The following is a 22580-nucleotide window of genomic DNA, read 5'->3' as shown; positions in this document are numbered from 1 at the left end:
CGCTACCGGCAACGCCACGCCGTCGAGTGCGGCATCAACCGACTGAAACGCCACCGCGGCGTCGCTACCCGCTACGACAAACTCGCCACACGCTTCCAAGCCATCGTCACCATCGCCGCCGCGGGCACCCTCATCATGGCCGGCATGTAGCTCACCGAGTTTCCCCTGGCCCAGCACACCGCCAAGGCCGCGCCCACCGGCTCGTCGAACCCGCTGACCGACTACCACGTCATCTACGCCGCGGTCCTCATCGTCCTGGCCGCCGCCTACGCGGGCACACCTGGGGCCTCGGCCGCCGCTGGGCCAAGCTCCCTATCGTCCAGCGCAACCGGTGGCTCATCTGAACACCAGCACCAGCCGCGAAGCCCGGGGAGACAGCCGACCGGCTGCCTCCCCGGGCTTCAGCGTGTGACAGGGCCCGATGCAAACGTGACCTGTCAGGCTGCCTCCAGCGAGGCGCGCACGTGCCGCCGGGCGTCGTGGATGCGTGACTTCAGCGTGCCGACCGGCACGGCGAGGTGGTCGGCGATCTCGTCGTAGGTCAGCTGGCACAGGTCACGCAGTACCAGCGGGGCCACCAACTCCGGCCGGTGAGACTCCAACTGCTCCAGCGCGTCGAGCAGATCGAGTCGCGAGCCGACGATCACGCTTGTGGTGCGCGGGTCGGCGGCATCGATCGGGAGCACCGGCGTGGGCTGCTCGTTGGCCTTGCGTTTGAGTGTTCGGTACGTCTGCCGTGCGCAGTTGGCCGTGATGACGTACAGCCACGTGGAGAACCTCGACCGCCCCGCGAATCCGCCGATGTTGCGCGCGACCTGCAGAAGGGCGTCCTGGCAGGCCTCTTCGGCATCCTGCCGGCACGGGAGGAATCGCAGGCACTGCCGCAGGACCTGGGGGCCGATCCTGACGAGCAACGCGTCGAGAGCGGCAGCGTCGCCCGTCGCGGCGCGACCGGCGAGCTCCTCAATGTCAAGATCGTCCGACATGCCCACTGTCCCCGTTTCTCTGATTCCCGTGGGCCATAATACGGGCGTGCCTGTACCGGACAAGATCGGTCGATACCGCGTCGTGCGGCGTATCGGGTCCGGAGCGTTTGCCACGGTGTGGCTGGGCGCCGACGACGCCCTGGACGCCTCCGTGGCGATCAAGGTGCTGGCCGACAACTGGTCGTACCATCCCGATCTGCGGATGCGCTTCGAGCAGGAAGCGCGGATCATGCGGCGGGCCGACTCCAGCCTGCTCGTGCGGGTGCTCGACGTCGGCGAGCTGCCCGACGGGCGGCCGTATCTGGTGATGCCATACGCGGCCGGCGGCACCCTCGCCGACCGGCTCGCCTCGGGGCCGATGCCGGTGCGTGAGGCCCTGCTCGTCGCGACCGATATCGCCAGCGCCGTCGCGGTGCTGCACGAGACCGGGGTGCTGCACCGCGACCTCAAGCCGTCCAACGTGCTGTTCCAGCCGGCCGCGGGCCGGGACCGGGTACTCGTCGCCGACCTCGGCCTGGCCAAGGCTCTCGCGAACGCGTCCGGCTTCACGATCGCCGCCGGCTCACCCGGCTACATGCCGCCCGAGCAGGCGACACCCGGTGGCGGCCTGGACGTCCGCGCGGACGTGTATGCGATCGGCGCAACCCTGTACCACATGCTGACGGGCCGCCCGCCCGAGCAGGCCTGGTCGGCTCCGCGCCGCTCGGACGGCGCCCGGCGCTCGTCGCCACGGCCGTCTCAGGTGCGGCCCGGCATACCGTCCACGGTCGACGATGTGGTGCGCCGCGCGCTGCATCACGACCCGCGGCAGCGCTGGGCGTCCGCTGCGGCCATGATCGAGGCGCTGCAGCGGGTCACCGCGTCGATGGAGCACAAGAGCCGTGGCCGGGCCCTACGGCGGCCGGGGCAGGTCGTCGGCGCCGGGATCGGGCTCGCCGTGGTGCTGGCGACGGCGGGCTCCAGCGCCGCGTTGCCGGCCCGGTCGGGCTGGGTGCGCGTACGCGATGCCTCCGGCGCCCTGTCGGTCGCGGTGCCGCCGAGCTGGGCCGGGCAGCTCAAGGACGCCGGCTGGGACCCTTCGACGCTGCGACTGCCCGCCGGCCGCGCGTCGGGGCTGGTGGTCGCGCCGGACCTTGCTGTCTGGCAGGACCCGGAGAGCGGGATACCCGGCGTGTTCCTCGGTGCGAGCAAGGCCCTGCTTGCCGGCGGCACGGCGCCCGCGTTCCCCAACCACACCTCGTGCGTCCGGCAGCCCGACCGAACGGTGAACGTGCGCGGTTACCAGGCGCAGGTCCAGCGGTGGACATCGTGCGAAGCCGCGGTCTCGTACAGCGAAGTGGTGATCGCCGTGCCGCAGCGGGGCTTCGGCATCTACGTGCAGATCAAGCAGGTGGGCGACGCCGACCTTACCGACGAGATTCTGGCCAGCCTGCGGTGGTCCAGCTCGCTGGCACCGCAGGCGGCCGGGCGTGTCGGGGTCGTTTACTCGTAGCAGTCCTGGTTCTTGTACTGCAGGGTCAGTGCGGTGACGGTGCCGTTCGTGATAGCGATTCGGTACTCAGCGTTGTCGTTGCCGGGCACCTTCACGTAGCCGCGGAAGCTATCCCCGGCGGAGGCCTGCCAGCCCGGGTAGATGCGAATTACCTCGGCCCTTGACGTGCCGACGTGCACGCCCTCAGGCGTCTTAACGCTGCCGTACGCGTTGATGGCGGCGATTCCCAGGGTCGGCGAGAGGAGGGCGGTGGCCGTGCCGGTCGGGTCGTCGCGCAGGTGTGATACCGCACAGTTGCCGGGCGCGGGCGTCCGGTCGAACGCGGGCAGCATTCCGGTCGCCGTGGCCTGCTGCTTGGTCATGCCGAGCTTCAGCGAGCCGATGCCAACCGGTCCCAGCACGAGCGATGCGGTGGTGGCGCCGCTGGACGGCGGGGCGGACGACGCGGGCGCCGTGGTGACCGGCGCGCCGGTCGTCTGGGCCGGCGAACCGGCCGGCGCCGCGTCGCCGTCCTGGTGTTGCACGGGCGACGAGCACGCCGTGACGAGCAGGAGGCAGGTGAGGGTCCCGACGAGGGGCTTTGCACGCATTTTTGACTCCCGGAGCAGTTCGATTGGGTTGCTGTCGTACGGTTCGATGCACCGTCACGGGAGTTTGTTCTGTCGCGCAGAGTCGTGAATCTGATACGGCAGCGCGGTATCAGGCCATGGCCTCAGGACGGGTGAAGCACGCAATGGCGAGATCTGATCAACGCATCGCTCTCAGCGCGGACGAAGTCGTCGAAACTTCGCCGCGCCGCATCGTGCTGTTGGGTCACAGTGCCCTCACTCAACCAGTACGACGTCGCAGGGGCGGCCGGCGGAGGGAGGCTCTGCCGTTCTTCTCTGATCGCCGGGAGGTGCCATCGCCGATGCGCAGGTCGTCTGACCAGGAGGGCCCGGCGCACCCCGGCGTGTCGGTTAGGATGGTGTCGTGTGAGGTCTCGCGACATGCTGATCCAGGCGCCGCGTCGTCGAGCCCCTTTGGGGTCCCTGGCCAGGTCGCTTCACCCATGCCTCGATCGCCGCGTCGGCGTGTTCCACCGCCCGACGGGCGGGCCACTGCCGGGTCCAACCGATGCGCTGGCGCAGGATCTCAGCCAAGCCTGCGACAGCGTGTACCGCACCCCGCTGACCCGCTCGATCACCTCGGCGACCCGGGCCAGGCCAAGCTGCGCAGCCGCGGTCGACCGGGCTCGGCCCGATCAGATCGCCCCCTTTCTGCCTGGACCGGGATCGAGTCGATCACCGCTCGGGAACCAACCCAGTTCCTCGAGTGCCTACAGGCGCCGCGGTACGGTCAGGTGCAGCGCGGCCATAGCCCCGCCGCGGTCCACTCGGTGAAGCGGCGGTGCGCCGCGGCGCGGGTGACCCCGAACATCGCTTCGGACAGCTTCCACCATGAAACATCCAGTCTGGGTCAGGTAGCAGATCGCGGCCAGGACTGCCCGGTCGTCCACCCGCCGTCGGCCGCCACCCTGTGCCCGTACCGGCGCTGGCGGGATCAACGGCGCCGCGATCTCCCACAGAGCATCAGGACACCAACGCTCCACATCGGACAGCGCCAGATTTCAACACACACACCGACCTCACACCATGCGACGGTATCGGACGATCACATCGCGGACCCGCGGATGTGGCGCCGATGCGGCGATCCCGCAAAGGCGGCTACTTCCGTCCGGGTACCTGGTCCTTGACCTCGTCGTAGCCGACCTTGGAGGGTGCGGCGGTCGTCGAGTAGATCACGCGGATCACGCCCGTCGGAAATGCCTCCGTCGCTGTCATGTTCAGGTGGTACGGCGCGTCGCCGTCGTCGAACAGCTTGCGGCCCTTCCGCGCCGCGACCGGATGTACCAGCAGGCGCAGCTCATCGACCAGCCCCGCGGCGAGCAGTTGCTGCACCACGGAGATCGATCCGGGGATGAGGATGCCGCTGATGTCGGCATCGGCCTTGAGCGAGGTGACGGCATCGAGCAGATTGCCACTGACCAGCTCGGAGTTGCGCCAGGAGAATTCCAGTGGCTGGCGCGAGACGACCACCTTGCGTACGTCCCCGAGTTGCTTGGCGAACGGTGCGTCGTCTCCACCAGCAGCCTCGCGGTCGGGCCAGGCTCCGGCGAAGCTGTCGTAGGTCACGCGGCCGATGAGCAGCACGTCTGCGCTGTCGTAGTCCTCGCCGACGGCGCGGCCCATGTTGTCGTCGAAGTACGGGAAGTGCCAGTCGGCGTCGATCTCGGCCACACCGTCGGCCGAGATGAACAGCGTGGAGATGACCTTTGCCATCGCGGTGATCCCTTCAAGTCAGGTGGTGTCGGTAGGTAGAGACCGGCGCAGTGCATTCCAAACTTACCGGCTGGCCACAGACCCGTCCGGGGAGCCGGCATTTCGAGCTCGTCGTGGTGCAACGGCACAGGCCGCAACGTCGTATGTAACAACCGCAAACCGGCGGGGCGGTCGTACGCGCAACATCGACAGCTCTGCCAGCGTTCGGATCGCTGCTCCACGCCGTTCTTCACTGGCCGGCGCTGCCGCTGGTGTTGACGAACACGACCGTGTCCAACAGCTTCAACCTGTTGTTATCCGGGCGACGACCTGTAGTCGTGTCAGCGCTGCAGCTCCTCCTTGCCGTCGGCGTTGACCGCGATGTTGCCGACCGCAAGTTTCCCGGCATACTCGTAGGCGTGCCCGACGACGCCGGACGGTGTGGGCCTCGTACTCACCAGGCGCCACCCCCCGGGGACGACGCCCGGCTCGAACAGCCGCTGTCCTTTGCCGAGCACGACCGGGAAGACGAGCAGCCGTAGCTCGTCGACGAGCTCGTGCTGCAACAGGAACTGGATCAGCCGGCCGCTGCCGTGTACCTGCAGGGCCCGCCCGGGCTGGCGCTTGAGCTCCGAAATCGCTTCGACCAGGTTGCCGGTCAACCTGTGCGAGTTGTTCCAATCGAGCTGGGTGAGCGTGCTGGTGGCCACGTACTTCGGCAGGCCGTTGAGCTTGGCCGCGCCCTGGTCCTGCGGATCGGTGACGTTGGGCCAGTGACTGGCGAGGATCTGGTACGTCTTACGGCCGAACAGGAACGCGTCCGCGTCCTCGAACCACCCTCCGGCGATCTCGTTGAAGCCCTCGTCCACGTACGGGACCAGCCAGCCGCCCAGGTCGAAGCCGCTGGAGGGATCCTCTTCCGGACCGCCCGGGCTCTGCAGGACACCGTCAAGGGACACGAATGTCGTCGCGGTCAACCTCATAGAGGCAGGATGCCGTGCCTGGAGCCGCCCGGCATTGCCGTGGCACGCACGGTGGTTGTCGATTCGCGCGCGCCCGGGTCGTTCCGGTACTCCCTTGGTGTGACGCCGTAGGCGGCCCGGAAGGCGCGCGTGAAGTGCGCCGGATCTGTGAAGCCCCAGCGGGCGGCGATGGCGCGGACGGCGTGCGCGTGCAGGTACGGGTCTGTCAGATCGTGGTGGCATCGCTCCAGCCGGCGTCGGCGGATCCAGCCCGCCGGAGTAACGCCTTCCTCGGCGAACAGCTGCTGCAGATGGCGCAGGGAGATGTGGTGCGCGTCCGCCACCATCCTTGGCGACAGCGCCGGGTCGCCGAGGTGTTGCTCGATGAAGCCATTGATCTGCAGGAGCAGGGTGCGGCGGCGCGACCGCGGATCCAACATGCCTTCGGCCTCTACGGCGCCGGCCAGCACGGCGGCCAGCAGGTCGACGGTGACGCGGGACAGCGTCGGTGCATCGTCCGGGGTGAACTCGCGGGCCCGGTTGGTCATGTCGATCAGCCAGCGGGACAGCGCCGCGCCGATGCCCCGGCGGGTGCTGAACGGCACGGCGGTGAGCCGGTCCAGGTGGCTGGCGGGCAAGGGCAGCAGAGCGCGGGGAATCTGGACAGTGATCGTGTGCGCGTCCGACGGGCAGCAGCGCCAGCCGTCGAACGGACGCGAAGTGTCGTACAGGACGAAGTGCCCAGCGCCAAAGGTCGTCTCCCGGCCGGACTGGCGGACACCGGACTCGCCGTCGAGGAGCAGATTGATCTGGTACGCCTCCGGGTCGGACTGGCGGATCAGGCGCGGTGGCCGGTGCACCCGCAGCGACGGGTACGTCAGCAGGCAGACCTGCACGTCACCCAGGGCCAGCGCGCGGATCGAGGCGGGAAAGTCGTCCTCGACGTCACTGCGCACGAATATCGGGGTCAAGGAGCGGCTGCCCAGCTCCACCCAGGCGGTGAAACGGTCCCCAGCCGGCAGGCCCTCCGTGCTGAACTCGCTGACGAACATCAGCCAATCTTGACGCATCGGCACCATGAGGTGGTGCTGGACGAGCCGGATCCGTAACCACCTTGCCACCGCCGATGATTCCACGACAGAGCCGCCTGCTCGACCCCGAGTCGATTCGGCCGCCCTGAGCAACCGCGCGGCGAACTGGTTGAGTCGGCCGGCCTGGGACGCGGTGCCCGGCCGGGTCAGTACACGTCGCGGACGTAGCGGGTCCGCAGCGAGCGCCTCTGGCGTCGCGGTGGTGACGACGTGGGCGGCGCCGAAGTCCACGACCCTACGCGCCGGCGGCGTCCAGTGTGGCCAGCAGGTCGGCGTCGAGGTGCAGGTCGAGGGCGGGCGGCGCGGCCTCGTACTGCTGGAGGGTCCGCGGGCCGATCAGCGCCACCCGCCGCGGGTCGCGCTGGTGCAGCAGCCACGCGAGGACGAGTTGGCCATTGGTGACGCCGAGGTCGGCGGCCAGCTTCGCCACCGTCGCCAGGCGGGCGTCGGTGTCGGCTCCGGCGTAGGAGTGCATGACGTGGTGACCGGCCCGTTTCGCCGGGTCGTCGTAGGCGCCCTTGAGTAGCGGGGAGTAGGCGACGAGCGTCAGGTCGTCGTGCGCCCGCAGGTACCGCAGCTGCTCGTCGTCGACGACGGACAGCGAATCGGCGCCGGGGTGCTTGCGCAGGTACGAGTGCTCCTGCTGGAGGGCAACCGGGGCCGGCCAGCCGTGCCGGGCGCACAGCTGGCGGATGCGCTCCAGTCGCCACGTCTGCACGTTCGACCAGCCCAGGTACCGCGTCTTGCCCGCCGCGACCAGGCCGGCCAGCACCTCCAGGGCCTCCTCCAGCGGCGTGCGCAGGTCGTCGACGTGCACGTAGTACAGGTCGACGTGGTCGACGCCGAGGCGGGTGAGGCTCGCGTCGAGCGCGTGGCGCAGCGTGTCGCCGCCGGCGCCGGCGTACTGCTCGGCGGCGGTGGTGCGGCCGGCCAGCACGGCGGCGGGGTCGGCCACCCAGGCGCCACCCTTGGTCGCCAGGAACACATCGTCCCGCCGCCCGGTACGGGCGAACCACCGCCCCAGCAGCGATTCGCTCTCGCCACCGGTCGCCGGCGGGCCGGGCCACCAGGCGTAGCAGTCGGCGGTGTCCAGGAACGCGCCGCCGGCGCCGACATACCGGTCGAGCATCTCGAAGGACTCGGCCTCGCCGGTCGACGTGCCCATCAGCATGCAGCCCAGGGCGAGCTGGCTGACCTGCTCACCGGTGCGGCCGAGAGGTACCGTGCGCATCGTTGTTCTCCTCACGTCGGTTGCCAGCCCGACGGTAGTGGCTGGAGCGCGCTCCAGATCAAGCGCTCGCGATCGACGCCCACGGCACGGCGGCGAGCTCCTGGCGGTACCACTCGATCTTGTGCCGGATTCGGGCCTGCTCGTCCCGCAGCGCCTCGATTTTCCGCTCGATCTCGGCGTCGTGCTCTTCGAGCAGCTTCGCCCGCTCGGCGAAGGTCTCGTCGCCGCCGCTGGCGAGTTCGGCGTACCGCTGCATCCGCGCGATCGGCATGCCGGTGTCGCGCAGGCAGCGCAGGATCTCCAGCCACGCCAGGTCACCATCGGTGAACACCCGCTGCCCGCTGCTGTTGCGGTCGCCACTGTCGAGCAGTCCGATGCGCTCGTAGTAGCGCAGCGTGTCCATGCTGAACCCGGTCCTGGCGGCGGCTTCCCTCGGCGTGTACGGCATCGTCCATTTGTACCGCGCCGATCGCGCCCCCGGCCGCCCCGTGGGGTTGCCCTGCGCCCGGCCGGGCCCCGGAAGCAGGCCAACGGTCCGGTCGCGGTCGAGCGCTGGCAGGTGACCGCGCCGTCGCCGGTGCTGTCGTACCCGACCGCTGCGACCCCGGAGGAGGCCGTCCGGTGGGTGGTGCTCACCGCGGTCGGGCACTGAGCCGCTGAGCCGGCGGCGATGCCCGCGCGCACGGGCGTCCGGGACAATGCGAGGCATGAGCGAGCAGGACCGACTGAACCTTTACCGTGACGGTCGCCAGCGAGACGGCGTTCTGGCTGGATCTGAACAATCCCAGCAACGACGGCCTGCCCGCCGACGTGGTGCCGCTCGTCGAAGCCCTGGAACTGGCGGATCAGGACTGGTATGCACCCGCGCTCGCGCTTGCCGAAATACTCACGGGCGTCCGGCTGACCGATAAGTTCCTTGCCGGCACGTTCACTGTCCCGGTGCTGGCAAAGGAGTAGCCAGGTCCGCAAGCGCGATGCTGGCCGCTGTCGGGTACCTCGCGGTCAACTCCGGTAGTGTCGCTGCTCCGCCGCATGATCGAGTGCATGGTCATCGACATGTCCGGACGCCGGCCGGTCCGGTTTGCCATCACGGTGCAGCACGCGGACCGCGGATGAGCGGATGGAGCGTGTGGGTGGCTGCTCAAGGACGTCGGGTTTCACCGGTTCGCCGGCCGCAGCTCGTGGCGGAGCTGCTGCGGTGGGACGGCGAGGAGGGCCCGACCTGGGACAGTGGGAGGCAGCCCTGGTTGCTACCGGGGCTCGGCCGCGCGGGCCTCGGGAATGCTGTCGAGTGACTGCCCGGGCCTGGACCGTCGCATGATCCAGGCCGCCACGAGCCCGGTCAACACGCCCGTGAGCGCATACAGGGTGTCGGTGTCGGCGCCGTTCACCGGTGGGCTTCCGGCAAGCTCGGTCATGATCGCGGGTACCGGTAGCATCATCCCGAGGAGTACCGTGAGCATGACGGTGAACGGGTAGCCCACCAGCGCGGAGAACAGCACGACCGGGTAGCGCCACCAGGCCTCCCGTCTGTCCCAGTCCACGGGCGCTGTCAACGTGAGCATCACCGCGCCGGCGGCGCTCATCGGGCCGAACCGCGTGCCGGGTGCGATCTGCCGCAGGAGCACGACGGTGACGACGGCGACGACTGCCATGGCGATCGCCAGCACCGTCCGGGGCCGGCTCGGCGTCGCGGCGAGCATTGCGTACAGCCAAGCCACGGCAAGCAGGACGCCGACACCGATCGCCGCCGGATCGAGGCTCGCCTCGGTGTCGGTCGGCGACTCGATCGCCGCGGCGAGCGGCATCGCCGCGGCAGCCACCGCCGCGGCCAACACCACCGCCCGGGTCGGGCCGGCCGCAGGGTTCCTCGCACCATCCGGATCGGCAGCCCGTGCGGACCGCGCCGGACCCGATCGGGTCAGCGCGAGCCAGCCGGCCGTCACCACCACGACGGCACCGACAGTGAACGGGATCGTCGCGGTCACGTCGAGCCGGTCGCACACGAGGTCGGCCGCGACGGCCACGGCGAACCCGGCGGCCAGGCACCAGGCCCGGACGCGACCGAGTCCAGCCGCCGACGACCGTGCCGCCACGACGAAGGCGACAGCAACCGCGACGATCGCCATCCAGCGCAGGTCACGGGCCCAGTAGGTGTTGTTGCTCGCCACCTCTTCGCCGACCGGCTCGGTCAACGGCTGCAGTCTGGTCAGCCCGACCGCCCAGAACACCGCACCGGCCCACGCGATCATCAGGCCTAACATCCGCGCCATCCACGGATGCTACATCGAGCACCGCCAACATTCTGCCGCTTATGCGCGAGGTCTGCGCTCTGGACGCATCGCGTGGCTTCGATGAAGGCTGGTCGCTGACTCCAGCGCAGGGTTCCCCGCCAAGGCGAGCCACTTCACGCCTGCATCGCCAGCAGATCCGGATACCTGCCCAGGGCCGAGTATCGTGCCGCAGGCTCCCGCCGCGGAAGATTGCTACGGACCTGTCGGTGGTGGGCCACGGAGCCGATGGCAGCAGACGCGCCGAGCTGATGATCTTCGTCGTATCAGGTTCTTATGATCCTCAGCCATGACCCGCACCACGCCGCCGCGCCGAGTGGACATCACGGAGCACTTCCGGAGTTGAGGAAGCATTCGGCAACGGCCACGCGGCAGCATTCTCGGCCCGGCAGACCCACGACCGTCGATAGCTCGTTCGGTGGCCCGCTACTCTGGTCGGCCGATGAGCCCTGGCCGGTGTGCACCGGTGTGCACCGACGGCGATGCCCACTACGTCCTCCAGCTCAGGACACCGGCGACGGTGCGCCGCAGCCGGGAGATCTCCGCGGCGGGGAGGCGCGGGCGGCCGCGAGCGGCGTCCGCTACGACCTGACCGACGAGGAGCGTGCGGAACTGCCGGACTACGACTTCTCCGAGCCGGACCACTCGGTCGAACAGCCGATCCCGCTGGTCCCGGTGGCGCAGCTCTACCGTCGGGACGTCCCCGACTTCACCGGCCCGGACGGCGCCGACCTATTGCAGGTGCTGTGGTGTCCGCTCGACCACCCGGAGGAGGGTTACAACCCACGAGTGCGGCTGTATTGGTGGCAAAGCGCCGACGTGATCAGGAAGCTGAACATGGCTCCCGAACCGCCCATGGTCAGCGAGGCCTACCTGCCGGTCCCCTGCGTCGTGTATTCGGAAGAGGTCCGCGAGTACCAGTACGGCGGCCTGTTGCCCATGGAACTGGACGCCCGGATCACCGCATGGGCGGAAGAAGCCGATGAGGACAACGAAGACCGGGAGACCGGCCACAGCTACCAGTACGGAGTGCGACCAGGGCGAAGTCGTTGATGTTGGCCGCCCGCCGGGCGGTAGTGATCAGTGCTTCGAGTTGCAAGTGTCCGAGTCCGAGGGTGGGTGATTCGGGTGGCACTGTCGGTCGGCGGACGTAGTCGGCCGGTGACTGCGGCAGGATGCCGTCGACGACGCAGACCCGGTAAACCCGAGCACGATCGATAGGGGCGTGAGACGGTGGAGGGCTGCAGCGCACGTCTTGCAACCAGCGCACGTAGCGCTCAATGTCGATCCGGACGGCGATCAAGGGGTCAAGGTCCTGGTCGGCGCACCACCGGAGTAAGACGCGCAGTTCCGACTCGCTGTGCAGCCGGGTCTGACCGCGGTATCGACCGAGGTAGGCGGACACCGCCGCGCGCAGCACGAACTCACGAACGGGCGTAACATCGGCGCCAGCGACAGAAAAGGCGGCCATGTATCACCGTGCGTCACCGGCGGGCACGAACGCCAGAGCGCTCGCGGTGGCATGAGCGGATGCGCGCAATCGCCAGCCGATGTGCCCGGACTCCGGTCGGAGCTTTGCGAAGATCAACGGATGAAGCCGCTCGAGGTATCAGAGATCGCGCCTGGCGAGTACAGGTTGTACCTGGTTGCTGGAACCACCGACGTGGAGGATGTGATTGCCGGACTTGGCCGTGTCCAAGATCAGGGGGCAAGCCCAATGGACACACCACAAGGCACTTGCAGGGTTCCGTCGGATTGGCGGAAACCCAGTTCAGGACAGGGTGACGGTGGGCGGGACCGGCGGGAATAGCGGACGAGCGTCGGCGCGGCGGGTGGTGATTACCACGATGATCAGGGCCAAGGCCATGGCAGTGGCGTAGCCGATGCGGAACGCGGCGGGGTGTTCGGTATGCCAGGGCATGACCAGCGGGTTCCACAGCCCGACCGGGTTGTCATCGGCCGCAAACGTGAAGAAGTGCCACTAGGTCCAGTTCCAGCCCAGGTGCAGGCCTACGGGCAGGGCGATGCCGCCGGTCCGCAAGGCCGCGACACCGAAGACGATCGCGCCGATGGCTGGGCCGGCCGCGACCCACAGCAGATCGGCACCGCCGGCCTTCACCGACGGGCTGGTACCCAGAGTCAGCAGATGGTAGCCACCGAACGCGGCGGCGAGCAGCGCGACGGCTGCACGCGACCCGACGCCCTCGGCCAGCCGTTGCAGGGCGTAGCCTCGGAAGACCAGTTCCTCAACCAGGACGGCGCAGCAGAAATACGCGGTACCGCTCAACATCAGCGAGGCGCTGAAGCCGCGATTGGGCTGCCAATACAGGACACCGGCAAGCATCAATGCCCAGGCCAGCAGCCCGACGAGGGCGACACCACTGGCAAGGCCGATGGCGAGGTGCGTGAACCGCGGCCGGAAGGAGACAGCCCGGCGCCCCTCCATCCGCAGGCACAGGCGGGTGCTACCAAGGATGAACAAGGCGGCCAGGGCGACGACCGGCCACGCCTGGCCGTCCTTCGAAGCCCAGGGCGGGGCGAACATGCCGACCAGGACGGTCGCGGCCGTGACGGACGCTGCGCACAGGACGAGGAACCCTGCCACTTTCCAGCCCACCCGTACCGAACCTGTCCTACCCCGAATGATCAGCATCCGCCAATTGTGCCTAGCGCCCGCAAGCGGCACCCTCGCCCTAACTCGGACCAGCGACCCAAACGGTGGGCGGGTCTGTGTCGCGGCCGTCCGGCCGCTCGTGCTCAGCGTGTTCGAACTGACGGCAGTGGATCGCCTTGTATGAATCTACGACAGTGTGGCGGTGGCTGAGGCAGACCTGCTCCCGGGCGGTGAAGGGTGACGCAGCGGTGCCGGTCAGCCGGGCAGCGACCGGCACGACCAGGCTTGGTCGGCGCCCCCGCTGCTGCGCCAGGGTTGTGCGTGGTCGCCGTACCACCGGGAAGGCGCCTCACCGCCCTCGTCGATTTCGGCCTGATGCCTCCCAGCGCTGGTGCCTGTCGCCCGGCCGGCTGTGCCACCCCGCCAGCCGCCACGGCCACACCGTCGAGCCGGGCGACCGGCCCCGACGCCGAACCCCACCCGGCGTTGCTGTCCGTCACCCCGGCCGAGGTCCTGCGCGTCGCCGCACGAACCTGAACCTGGCGCTCGTTTGGGTCGCCCTGGAACGGGCAGCACTCGTGGGAGAAGGTCGGCGACCACCTGGAGGCCGAAGCCGAGAAGGGCTCAGCGATTCCGGACGCCCCAACAACCCATCGAGCAATTTAGGGGGACGTCATGTTCATCCTCGGCGTCATCCTGCTCCTGCTCGGCCTGTTCCTGCACATCACGATCCTGACGACCATCGGGATCATCCTGCTCGTGATCGGGGCGGTGCTGTTCCTGCTCGGCTCCGTCGGACGACCCGTTGCCGGGAGACGCCACTACTGGTAACGCTGCGAAGTTGCCAGGACGACGAACAGGTCGTCGGACGTTGGCCGCCCAAGCCAGCGGGCACCATCTGCATGACAGCGGTATCGAGGAGGCGTGCTCATGAGCACCGTCACCGACACCATCGAAGTCCACGTCCCGGTACGCGCAGCGTACGACCAGTGGACGCAGTTCGAGTCGTTCCCGCAGTTCATGAGCGGTGTCGCGTCGATCAGGCAGCTCGAGGACCGGCGCACGCACTGGGTGACCAAGATTGGTGGGGTCCGCCGCGAGTTCGACGCCGAGATCACCGAACAGCGCATCGCGTGGCGCAGCACCAGCGGCGAGTCCAAGCATGCCGGTGTCGTCAGCTTCCAGCCCCTCGACGAGCAGAACACCCGCGTCACCGTCGAGCTGGACTGGCAGCCCGAGGGCATCGTCGAGAAGGCCAGCGGTGCCGTTGGCATCGACGAACGGCAGGTGAAGGCCGACACCAAGCGGTTCAAGGAGTTCATCGAACAGCGCGGCGGCGCCACCGGCGAGTGGCGCGGCGAGGTCCCAGGCACCCAGGGCACGACAGGTACCCCTGGCGCCACGGGCACTCCAGGCAACCCACGTCATTCGGGTGCTCCGCGCACTCCGGGCGTTGGCAGGTAGGCCCGCTCCCGTCCGCACGGTCGACGACCGACGAGGCCTGTGCACGGAGGGGCCGGCGGATGTCCACCGGCCCCTCCGTCGTCGTGCTTCGTCCGTGGGTCAGAGACAGACTCTTCGCGTCAAAGTGCTCGTCGCCGGTGTCCATGGTGGACAGTTTCAGGCAAGCACGTCGGCGACGTGGTGTTCCTGGTAGGACTCCAGGACGTCCTGCTCGAGGTCGGGGCGGCAGGCGGCGGAACTTGGGATACATGACCACGTTCTCCAGGTAGGTGTGGACCGTGAGCGCCTCGAGGATCTGGGTCACGATCTTCGCCTTGGCAGTGGGCGATCCGCCTTGGGCGGCCTGGAACTCCTCGAACAGCCGCCTAACGTTGTTATGGTCGTCGGTGAGTATCACGATCGCGTCCGTGGACATCGATTCTCCTTGCACGATGACTCGTGGGCGCTGCGGTGGTAGGTGGGCGGGCGCGAAGGAGTCGGTGGCAGTGCGGCCTCCGCTGGCGCAACTGCCGTGAGGGCCCGTTCGCGCGGTGCTGTCGGGCGCACTGTTTTCGCGACCGGGGCAGCAACGTGGAGGGCCGGGGATCAGCATCCGTATGGCCGCGGCAAGCCCTCGCGGCTGCGAATCTCTCGTCGCAGTCCACTGCGCCAGGCGCGGATGGCGTCGAGCGCCTCGCGCGGGGCCTCCGGCGTGGTGACCTTCGTCGGCGGGCCCGGCCGCACCGTGGTTGCGCTACACCGAGATCGGCGTCGGCCTCTTCCGTTCGGGCCGTCTCGACGTGGCCATGGGCTGGCCCCACCTGCCGCATCCTGGTGCGGTTTCGGACGAGGTTGGGTGAGCCGCGGTGCGGATTGCGGCGTTCGGGGCGAGCGGTACCGGCAAGACCAATCCGGGAAAGCGGCACGCGTTCATTTGCCTGGATCAGTGGCCATTCGCCGTGAGCCGCTCCTGGCTGCCGGCCGGTCCGAGTCTGGCGCGTCCGCGATCGGCCCGACCCGGTAGATCGCGGACGCGGACCTAGCATACGTGGATAGGGCCAGCCTGGCTCGCGGTGCCGGGCAAGGTCCTACTGCGTGGGGGAGACGGGTGTGCCGCTGCTGTGGGTCGGGGCGCGGTCTTGCGGCAGGTACGGCTCACGCCCCGGCGCGAGATCGCCGGGGCCGCTGCCCGCGCGGAGCGATGGCGGGCGGGAAGACGCACGACGCGGACTGTGAAGCGGTCGGCCATGCATGTCGGTACAGTTACTGATCATGTCGAGTGATGCACAGGTCAGGTACTTCGAGGTGCTGCCGGTGACCGTCGCCGAACTCGATCGTGTGCTGTTGACGAACGAGCGGACCGTGGTCGCGATGGTGGCGGCTCGGGTGCTGCCCACGGCGCTGCTGTTCCAGATCCTGATCCGGATCAAAGACTGGGACGGCACGAACCCGAACCTGGCGTTCGAGCTTCCGCATCTGCTTGAGCCAGGCAATCTTCGGCTTGGTGTCCGGGCGCAGAGGGCCTCGGAGGGGCTGGAGGTTCCGCTGCGTGTAGCCGGGGGTGGCGGCGGTAACGGGAGCTTCGAACTCAAGATGTGGTTCGAGCTGCCCAGCGTCGCGACCGGGCTGCAGGTGTGGGCGGAGTGGCTGGAACGGAACCTGCCGGAGCACAATGTCGAGCTGGACGTGCACATGATCCGCGCGGCGGCGGCCCGGTGCATACCGCTGTGGTAGGCGGCAACAACAGCTAGGCCCGTCCGGACCTGGGCGGTACAGGACCGCCGGCTGGTCTTCGCCGGCCCCCAGAACCTCAGCCCGCCCGTCGCCGACCTCTACCGCGCCTGGTACCGGCGGCGCGGTCTACCAGCCAGCCGGCTGCTCGCCGAGGCGTTCATCGTCCTCGACCCATGGTCAGCGCTGCGTACCGGAAGCGTCCTCTCCTGGGCCACCGTCTCGGTCCAACGTTCCGTATACGCCCTCGCCGACTATCTCGGCGCACCGGGGTCACCATCGAGGCTCAAACAGCAGCAGCGCGCGTCCTCGTGGTGTGAGGCCGGCACCGTTTATACGGTGCTGCCCGCCCTCGGCACGCCCTGAATGTTGACTCATCAACCATGTCGGTCGACGCGGGTCCCTCTCAGTGCCGCTCGTTTGCTGCGTCGCGACGATGGGAATCGAGTTCGTGGCCATCACCGTATCGGCGGCCGTCACGTCGCGCAGGCAATCATGTCCGGCGCGCCGCTTCGCGAAGGACAGCAGCGTGGCCCAAGACACCCAAGACACTGGCATGGCTCAGGACGGTCCGGCGGCCGCCGGGGAGCAGCCGGGCGCTGATCAGGGCGAGGCCGCCGCGGGGCAGCCGTCGGGCCCGTGGGCCCGGTCGTTCGCGGAGAGCTCGGACCGGGGGAGCGAGGCTGGGCAGCCCGCGGCGCAGGACATCATCGAATTGGCAGAACAGGAGGCTGAGGCGAGCCGCGCGCCGGAAACCCCGCTCGGCGTTCCGGGTCGGCCGCTGAACCGGCGCTCGCCGTTCATGGTAGGTCTGCTCGGCGCGCTCGGGGTGGCAACAACCTATGGCCTCGTTCAGCTCGTCGCAGCCGCGCGGGAAGTGCTCATCCTGATCGGTCTCGCATTGTTCCTCGCGATCGGCCTGGATCCGTTTGTACGGCGACTGAATCGGCTTATGCCGCGCTGGCTTGCAGTGCTCGCCGTCACGCTGATCATGCTCGGCATCGTCGGTGGATTCCTCGCCGCGGCGATTCCGCCATTGGCCGCACAGACCGCCGCCATAGTTCGGGAGTTTCCGCAGCTCATTGAACAGCTGCAAAACCGAAGTTCGCTGCTCGGCCACCTCAACGACCGCTATCAGCTGCAGCAGCGCGCCGAACAGGCGCTCTCCGGCGGCGGCAGCGGCGACCTGGTCAACGGCGTGCTCGGCGCTGGGCAGCTGGTGCTCGGCGTGGTGGGCTCGACCGTAACCGTCGTCGTCCTCACCATCTACTTCCTGGCAGACCTGCCCCGCATCCGGCAACTCATCTACCGGATGGTCCCCAGCAGCCGACGCGCCCGGGCCATCCTGATCGGCGACGAGATGTTCGCCAAGGTTGGCGGATTTGTGCTCGGCAATCTGATCACCTCGCTCATCGCTGGTGTAGGAACGTTCATCTGGCTGGAAATCTTCACAGTGCCCTATCCGCTGGTCCTGTCGATCATGGTCGCTTTGCTCGACCTGATCCCGGTAGTCGGCTCAACGATCGGTGGCATCATCGTTTCGGCTGTGGCGCTCAGCGTCTCCACGCCCGTCGCGATCGCCACCGCCGCGTTCTACATCATTTTCCGCCTCGCCGAGGACTACCTCCTGGTCCCGCGGATCATGGGCAAGGCTGTCGAGGTATCGGCCACTGTCACCTTCGTCGCAGTGCTGCTCGGCGGCGCTGTCCTCGGCATCGTCGGCGCGCTCATCGCGATCCCGATCGCCGCCGCCGCCCGTATCATCCTCCAGGAGACCGTCTTTCCCCGACTCGACCGCACCTGAGCTTGTTGTTTAACCTTCATCGCTGTTTGCGATCCTTGAGGCTCTTGTCCCGCTTGGTGGTCTTGCCGACGTCGTGCTGGATGGCGGGTAGGTGGTTCTTCGATCCTGGCGGGCGGCCTGGGCCGGCTGTGGTGGGTTTCGGTGCACCGGCCGGTCGGGTGGTTTTGGGGCGCAGGTACCGAAATCCGCGGCGGACCCGGGCCGGGGTGAGCCGGTCCGGGTCGGTGGGGCGTTCCCAAGGACGGCGCAGGTCCTGCGCGAGTCCCCGGGCGAGGCGGAGTTGGGTGTGGCAGGCGATCACGAGCCAGGTCCATCGATCGGCGGCCTCGGGGCTGCGCAGCCTCGGGGCGTTCCAGCCGAGGGTCTGTTTGAACAGCCGGAAGGTGTGTTCCAGGTCGAACCTGCGCAGGAACGCCTGCCACAGTTTGTCCACATGCGACGGTGACGCGCCGGTGCGGGATGACCACAGCCACACCGGTTTCGGGTCACGGTCACCGGGAAGGTGCTGCACCGTGAGCCGGATCAGGGTGCCTTCCAGCACGGGCAGGTCACCGGCGTGGTCCAGCCAGGCGGCCCGGCGGGTCAGCCGGGGATGCACCCGGTCCCACGCCTGCGCGGTGGCGATGCCGTAGCGGCTGGTGCCGGTGGTGGTCGCATGCCGAGGCGCCGGCCAGGTGCCGGTATCGGCGAGGTGGAACTCGCCGCCGTGCTTGGCCGGCCGGCCGATCGTGCCCGGCCGGCGGGGTGGTACGGGCATTCGCAGCACCCGGTCGGCGCGCAACCGGCCCAGCACCTCGACCGGCAGATCCGCCAGGAGGAACGCCAGCCGGGCCAGGTCGTAGCCGGAGTCGAAGACGACCAGCACGTCCGGGTCGCCGTAGTGCCAGTGCCCGGCGTCAAGCAGCCGATGCAGCACCGCACGAACCTGCCCGGCGGTCACCTCGGCCACGTCATCGTCCGGGCCGAGCCGGACCGCGTCCAGCACCGCGGTCCACGACGTTCGGCCGGGTTCCAACGCAGCCACGAACGAGTACGGCCACCCCGGGATCTGCTGATCCTGGTTCCGGCCCCGGCCGTGCACATGGCAGAACAGCCGGTCAGGGCTGCTCGCCGCGTCCGGGCGCAGCCACGGACTGACATCCACGGCAAGCATGAGCCGCCCCTCGCCCGAGCGGGGTAACGGCAGGCCCGCCACCGCCGTGCGCAGCCGCTGCACATCGATACGGCCGGCGTTGAGTCCGTCGTACATCGCGCCGTGCCCACGCCGGTGCTCCGGCGCCAACGTCAGGTCCACCAACGTCTTGACCGGCCCGTCGGTACACAGCAGCGCATCGGTCAGCTCGAACAACGCGTCAGCCCGAGCAGTCACACACCGGTAGAACTCCCGCCGGAACCTGCCCAACTCCCCGAACGCGCCCGCCACGGCAGCATCAGGCACACTGATCACCCGGACAGCCCTTGGTCATAGATCTTCTTCCCTCGACAAGAAGAAGGATCAACCAAGGGCTGTCCCATGATCAGCCGGGGTCACCACCGACCGGCCGCAGGTTAAATAACAAGCTGAGAACGTGTTTGAGAAGTTCTCGGATCTGCGTCGGCGTGTCGACATGACCGTCGGCGTCGATGCAACCAGGGTGGCCGGGTGTCTCGGCAGCGGCGGTACCCCTCGGACCTGACCGACGGGCAGTGGGCGCTGGTCGAGCCGCTGCTGCCGGCGCCGAAGACCGGTGGCCGGCCGGAGAAGCATCCTCGTCGGTCCATTGTGGACGCCGTCCTGTACGTGGTCCGGACTGGTGGTGCGTGGCGGTACCTGCCAGCGGATTTCCCGCCGTGGCAGACGGTCTACTGGTACTTCAAGCAGTGGGAAGACGCCAAGGTCACCGAGGCCATGCTGGCCGCGCTCCGCGAGCAGGCACGGCTGCAGCAGGGCCGCGACCCGCAGCCTTCGGCGGGGATCATCGACTCGCAGAGCATCAAGGGCGCAGATACCGTCGGGTCGGACTCGCGGGGCTATGACGCCGGCAAGAAGATCAATGGCCGGAAGCGGTTCATCGTCACCGACACCTTGGGCCTGCTCATCGTGGTGTGCGTGATGGCGGCCAGCGTGCAGGACCGCGACGGCGCCAAGACCACGATGCTCAGCGCCTATCTGGCCAGCCCGGTGCGGTTCGTGCTGGCCGACGCCGGGTTCGCCGGCAGGCTGGTCGACTGGGCCAAGGCGGTCCTCGCCACCACGTTGCACATCGTGCGCAAACCCAAGGGACAGCGGGGGTTCGTGCTGATCCCGCGGCGGTGGCCGGTCGAGCGGACCTTCGCCTGGCTGACCGCTCACCGCCGACTGGCCCGGGACTACGAGCGCGACCCGGCAGTGTCCGAGGCGATGATCCGTTGGGCCGCGATCAGCGCGATGGTCCGTCGCATCTCGCACGGTCAACCAGTTGTGCGTCAGCAACGCTGGTCCTGGCCGGAAGCGCGCGAATAATACTCGTAGGCTTGCTGCCGGATGAGATCGTTTCAGGATGACAAGGTTCAGCGCTGACGTGCAGATGCCGATCGGGGCGGAGGTAGCCCTCGACCTGCTCAAGGCTGTCCTGGAGAGTCTCGATCGAGCGAAGCAGGCCACGGTGCTTGACGAACGAAGCATCTCCGTGCGGACAAAGGTCAGCTTCCTATCCTGGGGTGAACGTGTGACCTGCACAGTTGTTCCTGTCGAAGGTGGCATCCTGGTTCGGGTCGAGAGCAAATCCTCCGTCGCTACGACACTCTTCGACTACGGGGTCAACCGTCGCAACGTGCAGCAGGTTGTCCGCGCGCTCAACAGCGTGAAGGGGTAGCCCTTGCTGATAACGCTCACCGCACACACGATAAGCACCCTTCTCAAACACCCACTGAGACATTGCATGCGGGACGGAGGTGACAGCGTCGCACGCGCGAGCGGCCAGGAGCCTGGCGCCGCACGTGACTCGGCCTTCTTGCCTACCTCGAGATGATGCCGCTGCTGGCTGGTGAAGACCCGACCCGTGGACAACGTGCCGCGCGGGCGGCGATCAACGTCACTTTGAAATCCGGTCCGGCGCACTCCGGAGCGGCGCGGACCGCTCCCCGCACGTCGACCCAGCACGTTGCGGGCAACCCGGCCCCGGCCGGTGGCCTCCAAGCCACCCCGTCGGGCCGCGCAACGCCATGCCACCGAGCGTCGAACATGAACCGGTCCGCCGCCTCGCGGTGCGACAGTCCTTCCCGGCGTTGCGGCGCCATCACCGTGGCCGCCACCAACGGCCCAACACACGGGCTCCACAGGTGCGCGTGCCTCGTCGAGCCACCGTCAATGGGTCGAATGGTGAGGTGTTGGCGCTTGCCGGCGGTGTCTTGTCCCAGCCAGTTTCACTAGCGGCCGGGGGGAAACCGCCAAGGCCGCAGGGATTGCTCAGCCGCAATGCAAGGGTGGCCTCGGCCCGATCAACAGCCTCGTGATAGCGGTGTGTCAATCGTACGCCCAAGGCACCACGGCGCCGGTGACCGCGCCGAACAGCGCGGCCGTGCTGGTGAGGACACCGAGTTTGACCGCCAGCCACCGTCGCCGGCTCACCGACTGGGTGAAGGCCAGCCGGTGGGTCCCCTGTTCCAGTTCCGGGCGATGAGCGGGGCCCCCAGAACATGCCGACCGCCAGCGGGAGCAGGTTGCCATACGCCACGACCATGCTCATGGTGTTGAAGAGGCTGTTCAGGTTGGTTTCAGCGGTAATGCACGAATCGGGGGACGGTGTGTCGCTGGAGAACGGCGGGCAGCCCGCTAGGGCTCGGTCCGCTCTGAGGCCCAGGTAGATCAGGTGCCGCACCACCCACACGACCGCCTGCCTCGAGCCCGAGGACGCTGCGGCCTATGCGCGCTCCTGGGTGTACCCATGGGGCCTCGGGCCGGCGGCCGCGCCCACGTCGGCGGCCAGCCCGATCCGGGCGGCGATCGTTTTCCGGCAGAGGACCCGGCGGATGCCAATCGCCGGTCTGGTCCGCATCCAACCGTGCATGCGACCCGGCTCATGTACCGCGCGACCATCCATCGTGGACGAGAGGGCTGGCGGCGCAGCTTCGCCGGACGCGACCGCATCAGATTGGTCGACACCGCACGCCAGCAACTCGGCGGACCGATCCCGCTCCCCACCGCTGCCGGCCGACCCGGCAGTTGCTCAAGGCGGCCGAGCGCGCTGGCATCGACGTTGCGCAGCTATCGTCCCGTGACCGGGGCGGCGATCAGCATTCGGACTCTTCCGCGGTGGCGGTCGCCGTGGCCGGTGCGGTGGCCAACACGGCCGCCGCGGCGGTGGTGGCCAGGACGGCGAGGGCGGCGTACGGCGCCCAGCCGGGCCGGACCGTGTCGTGCAAGACCGCGACGCCTACGGCGGAGGGTGCGAGGACCTCGGCGATCCACAGCACTGCGGTCACCGGCCCGACCTGACCGTGCTGCAGAGCGAAGGCGTACAGCAGCGTTCCGGTGACGCCGAACACGGCCAGCGCCCACGTGAGCGGCTCGGTGGCGAGCGAGCCGGCGATGGTGAGGACGCCGCGGTCCCCCGGCAGGGCGAGGGCTCGCGCGCACAGCGCGGCGCCGCCGTACGCGAGACCGGCCAGTGCGGC

20 protein-coding genes and 3 pseudogenes are annotated in these 22580 nt (G+C 68.8%); 10 read left to right on the top strand and 13 right to left on the bottom strand.

All coding sequences use genetic code 11. The features are described 5' to 3' along the window. Positions 1–150, top strand: a pseudogene (locus tag ABD352_RS50745) (IS5 family transposase); the annotation flags it as partial. 287 nt (positions 151–437) lie between these two features. Here ABD352_RS50745 and ABD352_RS50740 read toward each other — a convergent pair. After that, a complete protein-coding gene (locus tag ABD352_RS50740; protein WP_344619863.1) occupies positions 438–986 on the bottom strand; it encodes an RNA polymerase sigma factor in 549 nt (182 codons plus the stop codon). Here ABD352_RS50740 and ABD352_RS50735 point away from each other — a divergent pair. Continuing rightward, positions 985–2478 (top strand): serine/threonine-protein kinase, encoded by a 1494-nt coding sequence (locus ABD352_RS50735; protein WP_344619861.1) that lies wholly within the window; start codon positions 985–987, stop codon positions 2476–2478. The genes ABD352_RS50740 and ABD352_RS50735 overlap by 2 nt on opposite strands. On the opposite strand, the gene ABD352_RS50730 is transcribed toward ABD352_RS50735, so the two are convergent. The 7 genes from ABD352_RS50730 to ABD352_RS50705 all read right to left on the bottom strand — a co-directional run bounded on the left by ABD352_RS50730 (position 2469) and on the right by ABD352_RS50705 (position 8510). Next, the gene (locus ABD352_RS50730) at positions 2469–3068 is read right to left on the bottom strand and encodes a hypothetical protein (RefSeq protein WP_344619860.1); all 600 of its coding nucleotides are present in this window, start codon (positions 3066–3068) and stop codon (positions 2469–2471) included. The two genes, ABD352_RS50735 and ABD352_RS50730, sit on opposite strands and share 10 nt — an antisense overlap. Before the next feature lie 728 nt (positions 3069–3796). Then, on the bottom strand, positions 3797–4069 hold the full coding sequence (locus tag ABD352_RS57930) for a transposase (RefSeq protein WP_425553967.1): 273 nt from the start codon (positions 4067–4069) through the stop codon (positions 3797–3799). Positions 4070–4184: 115 nt separating this feature from the next. Continuing rightward, complete coding sequence (locus ABD352_RS50725) at positions 4185–4799, bottom strand: dihydrofolate reductase family protein (RefSeq protein WP_344619859.1); 615 nt, start codon at positions 4797–4799, stop codon at positions 4185–4187. A gap of 320 nt (positions 4800–5119) precedes the next feature. Next, positions 5120–5761, bottom strand: a complete 642-nt coding sequence (locus ABD352_RS50720) for a dihydrofolate reductase family protein (protein WP_344619858.1) — start codon at positions 5759–5761, stop codon at positions 5120–5122. Then, complete coding sequence (locus ABD352_RS50715) at positions 5758–7062, bottom strand: AraC-like ligand-binding domain-containing protein (RefSeq protein WP_344619857.1); 1305 nt, start codon at positions 7060–7062, stop codon at positions 5758–5760. Before ABD352_RS50715 ends, ABD352_RS50720 begins: the two co-directional genes overlap by 4 nt. A gap of 4 nt (positions 7063–7066) precedes the next feature. Further along, entirely contained in the window at positions 7067–8062 is a 996-nt protein-coding gene (locus tag ABD352_RS50710; protein ID WP_344619856.1) for an aldo/keto reductase, read from the bottom strand. A 58-nt stretch (positions 8063–8120) separates the two neighbouring features. Further along, entirely contained in the window at positions 8121–8510 is a 390-nt protein-coding gene (locus ABD352_RS50705) for a MerR family transcriptional regulator (protein ID WP_344619855.1), read from the bottom strand. Positions 8511–8800: 290 nt separating this feature from the next. On the opposite strand from ABD352_RS50705, the gene ABD352_RS50700 reads away from it, so the two are divergent. Further along, positions 8801–9019, top strand: a complete 219-nt coding sequence (locus ABD352_RS50700; RefSeq protein ID WP_344619854.1) for a hypothetical protein — start codon at positions 8801–8803, stop codon at positions 9017–9019. 293 nt (positions 9020–9312) lie between these two features. Here the strand turns inward: ABD352_RS50700 and ABD352_RS50695 are convergent, their stop codons facing one another. Continuing rightward, positions 9313–10335, bottom strand: a complete 1023-nt coding sequence (locus tag ABD352_RS50695) for a hypothetical protein (protein ID WP_344619853.1) — start codon at positions 10333–10335, stop codon at positions 9313–9315. 474 nt (positions 10336–10809) lie between these two features. Here ABD352_RS50695 and ABD352_RS50690 point away from each other — a divergent pair, with 474 nt between their 5' ends. Continuing rightward, positions 10810–11406, top strand: coding sequence for a hypothetical protein (locus tag ABD352_RS50690; RefSeq protein ID WP_344619852.1), 597 nt, complete (start codon positions 10810–10812; stop codon positions 11404–11406). Between the two features lie 718 nt (positions 11407–12124). Here the strand turns inward: ABD352_RS50690 and ABD352_RS50685 are convergent. Beyond that, positions 12125–12274, bottom strand: coding sequence for a hypothetical protein (locus ABD352_RS50685; RefSeq protein ID WP_344619851.1), 150 nt, complete (start codon positions 12272–12274; stop codon positions 12125–12127). A 60-nt stretch (positions 12275–12334) separates the two neighbouring features. After that, positions 12335–13006 carry a CPBP family intramembrane glutamic endopeptidase gene (locus tag ABD352_RS50680; RefSeq protein ID WP_344619850.1) on the bottom strand — a complete coding sequence of 224 codons (672 nt, stop codon included), beginning with the start codon at positions 13004–13006 and terminating at the stop codon, positions 12335–12337. A gap of 636 nt (positions 13007–13642) precedes the next feature. On the opposite strand from ABD352_RS50680, the gene ABD352_RS50675 reads away from it, so the two are divergent. The 4 genes and pseudogenes from ABD352_RS50675 to ABD352_RS50660 all read left to right on the top strand — a co-directional run bounded on the left by ABD352_RS50675 (position 13643) and on the right by ABD352_RS50660 (position 17945). Beyond that, positions 13643–13798: a DUF6131 family protein gene (locus ABD352_RS50675; RefSeq protein WP_344619849.1), complete on the top strand. Its 156-nt coding sequence runs from the start codon at positions 13643–13645 to the stop codon at positions 13796–13798. A 99-nt stretch (positions 13799–13897) separates the two neighbouring features. Further along, a pseudogene (locus ABD352_RS50670) lies at positions 13898–14344 on the top strand (SRPBCC family protein); the annotation flags it as partial. Positions 14345–15682: 1338 nt separating this feature from the next. After that, positions 15683–16144 (top strand): hypothetical protein, encoded by a 462-nt coding sequence (locus tag ABD352_RS50665; RefSeq protein WP_344619848.1) that lies wholly within the window; start codon positions 15683–15685, stop codon positions 16142–16144. 433 nt (positions 16145–16577) lie between these two features. After that, positions 16578–17945, top strand: coding sequence for an AI-2E family transporter (locus ABD352_RS50660; protein WP_344619847.1), 1368 nt, complete (start codon positions 16578–16580; stop codon positions 17943–17945). Positions 17946–17961: 16 nt separating this feature from the next. Here the strand turns inward: ABD352_RS50660 and ABD352_RS50655 are convergent, their stop codons facing one another. After that, on the bottom strand, positions 17962–19392 hold the full coding sequence (locus ABD352_RS50655) for an NF041680 family putative transposase (protein ID WP_344619846.1): 1431 nt from the start codon (positions 19390–19392) through the stop codon (positions 17962–17964). Between the two features lie 195 nt (positions 19393–19587). Between ABD352_RS50655 and ABD352_RS50650 the strand changes: the two genes are divergently transcribed. After that, entirely contained in the window at positions 19588–20427 is an 840-nt protein-coding gene (locus tag ABD352_RS50650; protein WP_425553966.1) for an IS5 family transposase, read from the top strand. Between the two features lie 64 nt (positions 20428–20491). Next, positions 20492–20779 (top strand): DUF1499 domain-containing protein, encoded by a 288-nt coding sequence (locus ABD352_RS50645; protein ID WP_344619862.1) that lies wholly within the window; start codon positions 20492–20494, stop codon positions 20777–20779. A gap of 1417 nt (positions 20780–22196) precedes the next feature. Here ABD352_RS50645 and ABD352_RS50640 read toward each other — a convergent pair. Next, positions 22197–22580, bottom strand: a pseudogene (locus ABD352_RS50640) (hypothetical protein); the annotation flags it as partial.

It is taken from the genome of Dactylosporangium salmoneum (genome assembly GCF_039532525.1).
Taxonomy (GTDB): Bacteria; Actinomycetota; Actinomycetes; order Mycobacteriales; family Micromonosporaceae; genus Dactylosporangium; species Dactylosporangium salmoneum.
Note: the sequence above shows the minus strand (reverse complement) of the source record. Positions and strands in the feature narration are given on the sequence as shown.

Bases quoted from the DNA above. Each gene is read 5' to 3' on its own strand.
- ABD352_RS50725 (WP_344619859.1), bottom strand. From the start codon at position 4,799: ATGGCAAAGGTCATCTCCACGCTGTTCATCTCGGCCGACGGTGTGGCC.
- ABD352_RS50675 (WP_344619849.1), top strand. From the start codon at position 13,643: ATGTTCATCCTCGGCGTCATCCTGCTCCTGCTCGGCCTGTTCCTGCAC.
- ABD352_RS50680 (WP_344619850.1), bottom strand. From the start codon at position 13,006: ATGCTGATCATTCGGGGTAGGACAGGTTCGGTACGGGTGGGCTGGAAA.
- ABD352_RS50720 (WP_344619858.1), bottom strand. From the start codon at position 5,761: ATGAGGTTGACCGCGACGACATTCGTGTCCCTTGACGGTGTCCTGCAG.
- ABD352_RS50705 (WP_344619855.1), bottom strand. From the start codon at position 8,510: ATGCCGTACACGCCGAGGGAAGCCGCCGCCAGGACCGGGTTCAGCATG.
- ABD352_RS50695 (WP_344619853.1), bottom strand. From the start codon at position 10,335: ATGGCGCGGATGTTAGGCCTGATGATCGCGTGGGCCGGTGCGGTGTTC.
- ABD352_RS50685 (WP_344619851.1), bottom strand. From the start codon at position 12,274: ATGCCCTGGCATACCGAACACCCCGCCGCGTTCCGCATCGGCTACGCC.
- ABD352_RS50645 (WP_344619862.1), top strand. From the start codon at position 20,492: ATGCCGATCGGGGCGGAGGTAGCCCTCGACCTGCTCAAGGCTGTCCTG.
- ABD352_RS50660 (WP_344619847.1), top strand. From the start codon at position 16,578: ATGGGAATCGAGTTCGTGGCCATCACCGTATCGGCGGCCGTCACGTCG.
- ABD352_RS50665 (WP_344619848.1), top strand. From the start codon at position 15,683: ATGTCGAGTGATGCACAGGTCAGGTACTTCGAGGTGCTGCCGGTGACC.
- ABD352_RS50730 (WP_344619860.1), bottom strand. From the start codon at position 3,068: ATGCGTGCAAAGCCCCTCGTCGGGACCCTCACCTGCCTCCTGCTCGTC.
- ABD352_RS50710 (WP_344619856.1), bottom strand. From the start codon at position 8,062: ATGCGCACGGTACCTCTCGGCCGCACCGGTGAGCAGGTCAGCCAGCTC.
- ABD352_RS50740 (WP_344619863.1), bottom strand. From the start codon at position 986: ATGTCGGACGATCTTGACATTGAGGAGCTCGCCGGTCGCGCCGCGACG.
- ABD352_RS50735 (WP_344619861.1), top strand. From the start codon at position 985: ATGCCCACTGTCCCCGTTTCTCTGATTCCCGTGGGCCATAATACGGGC.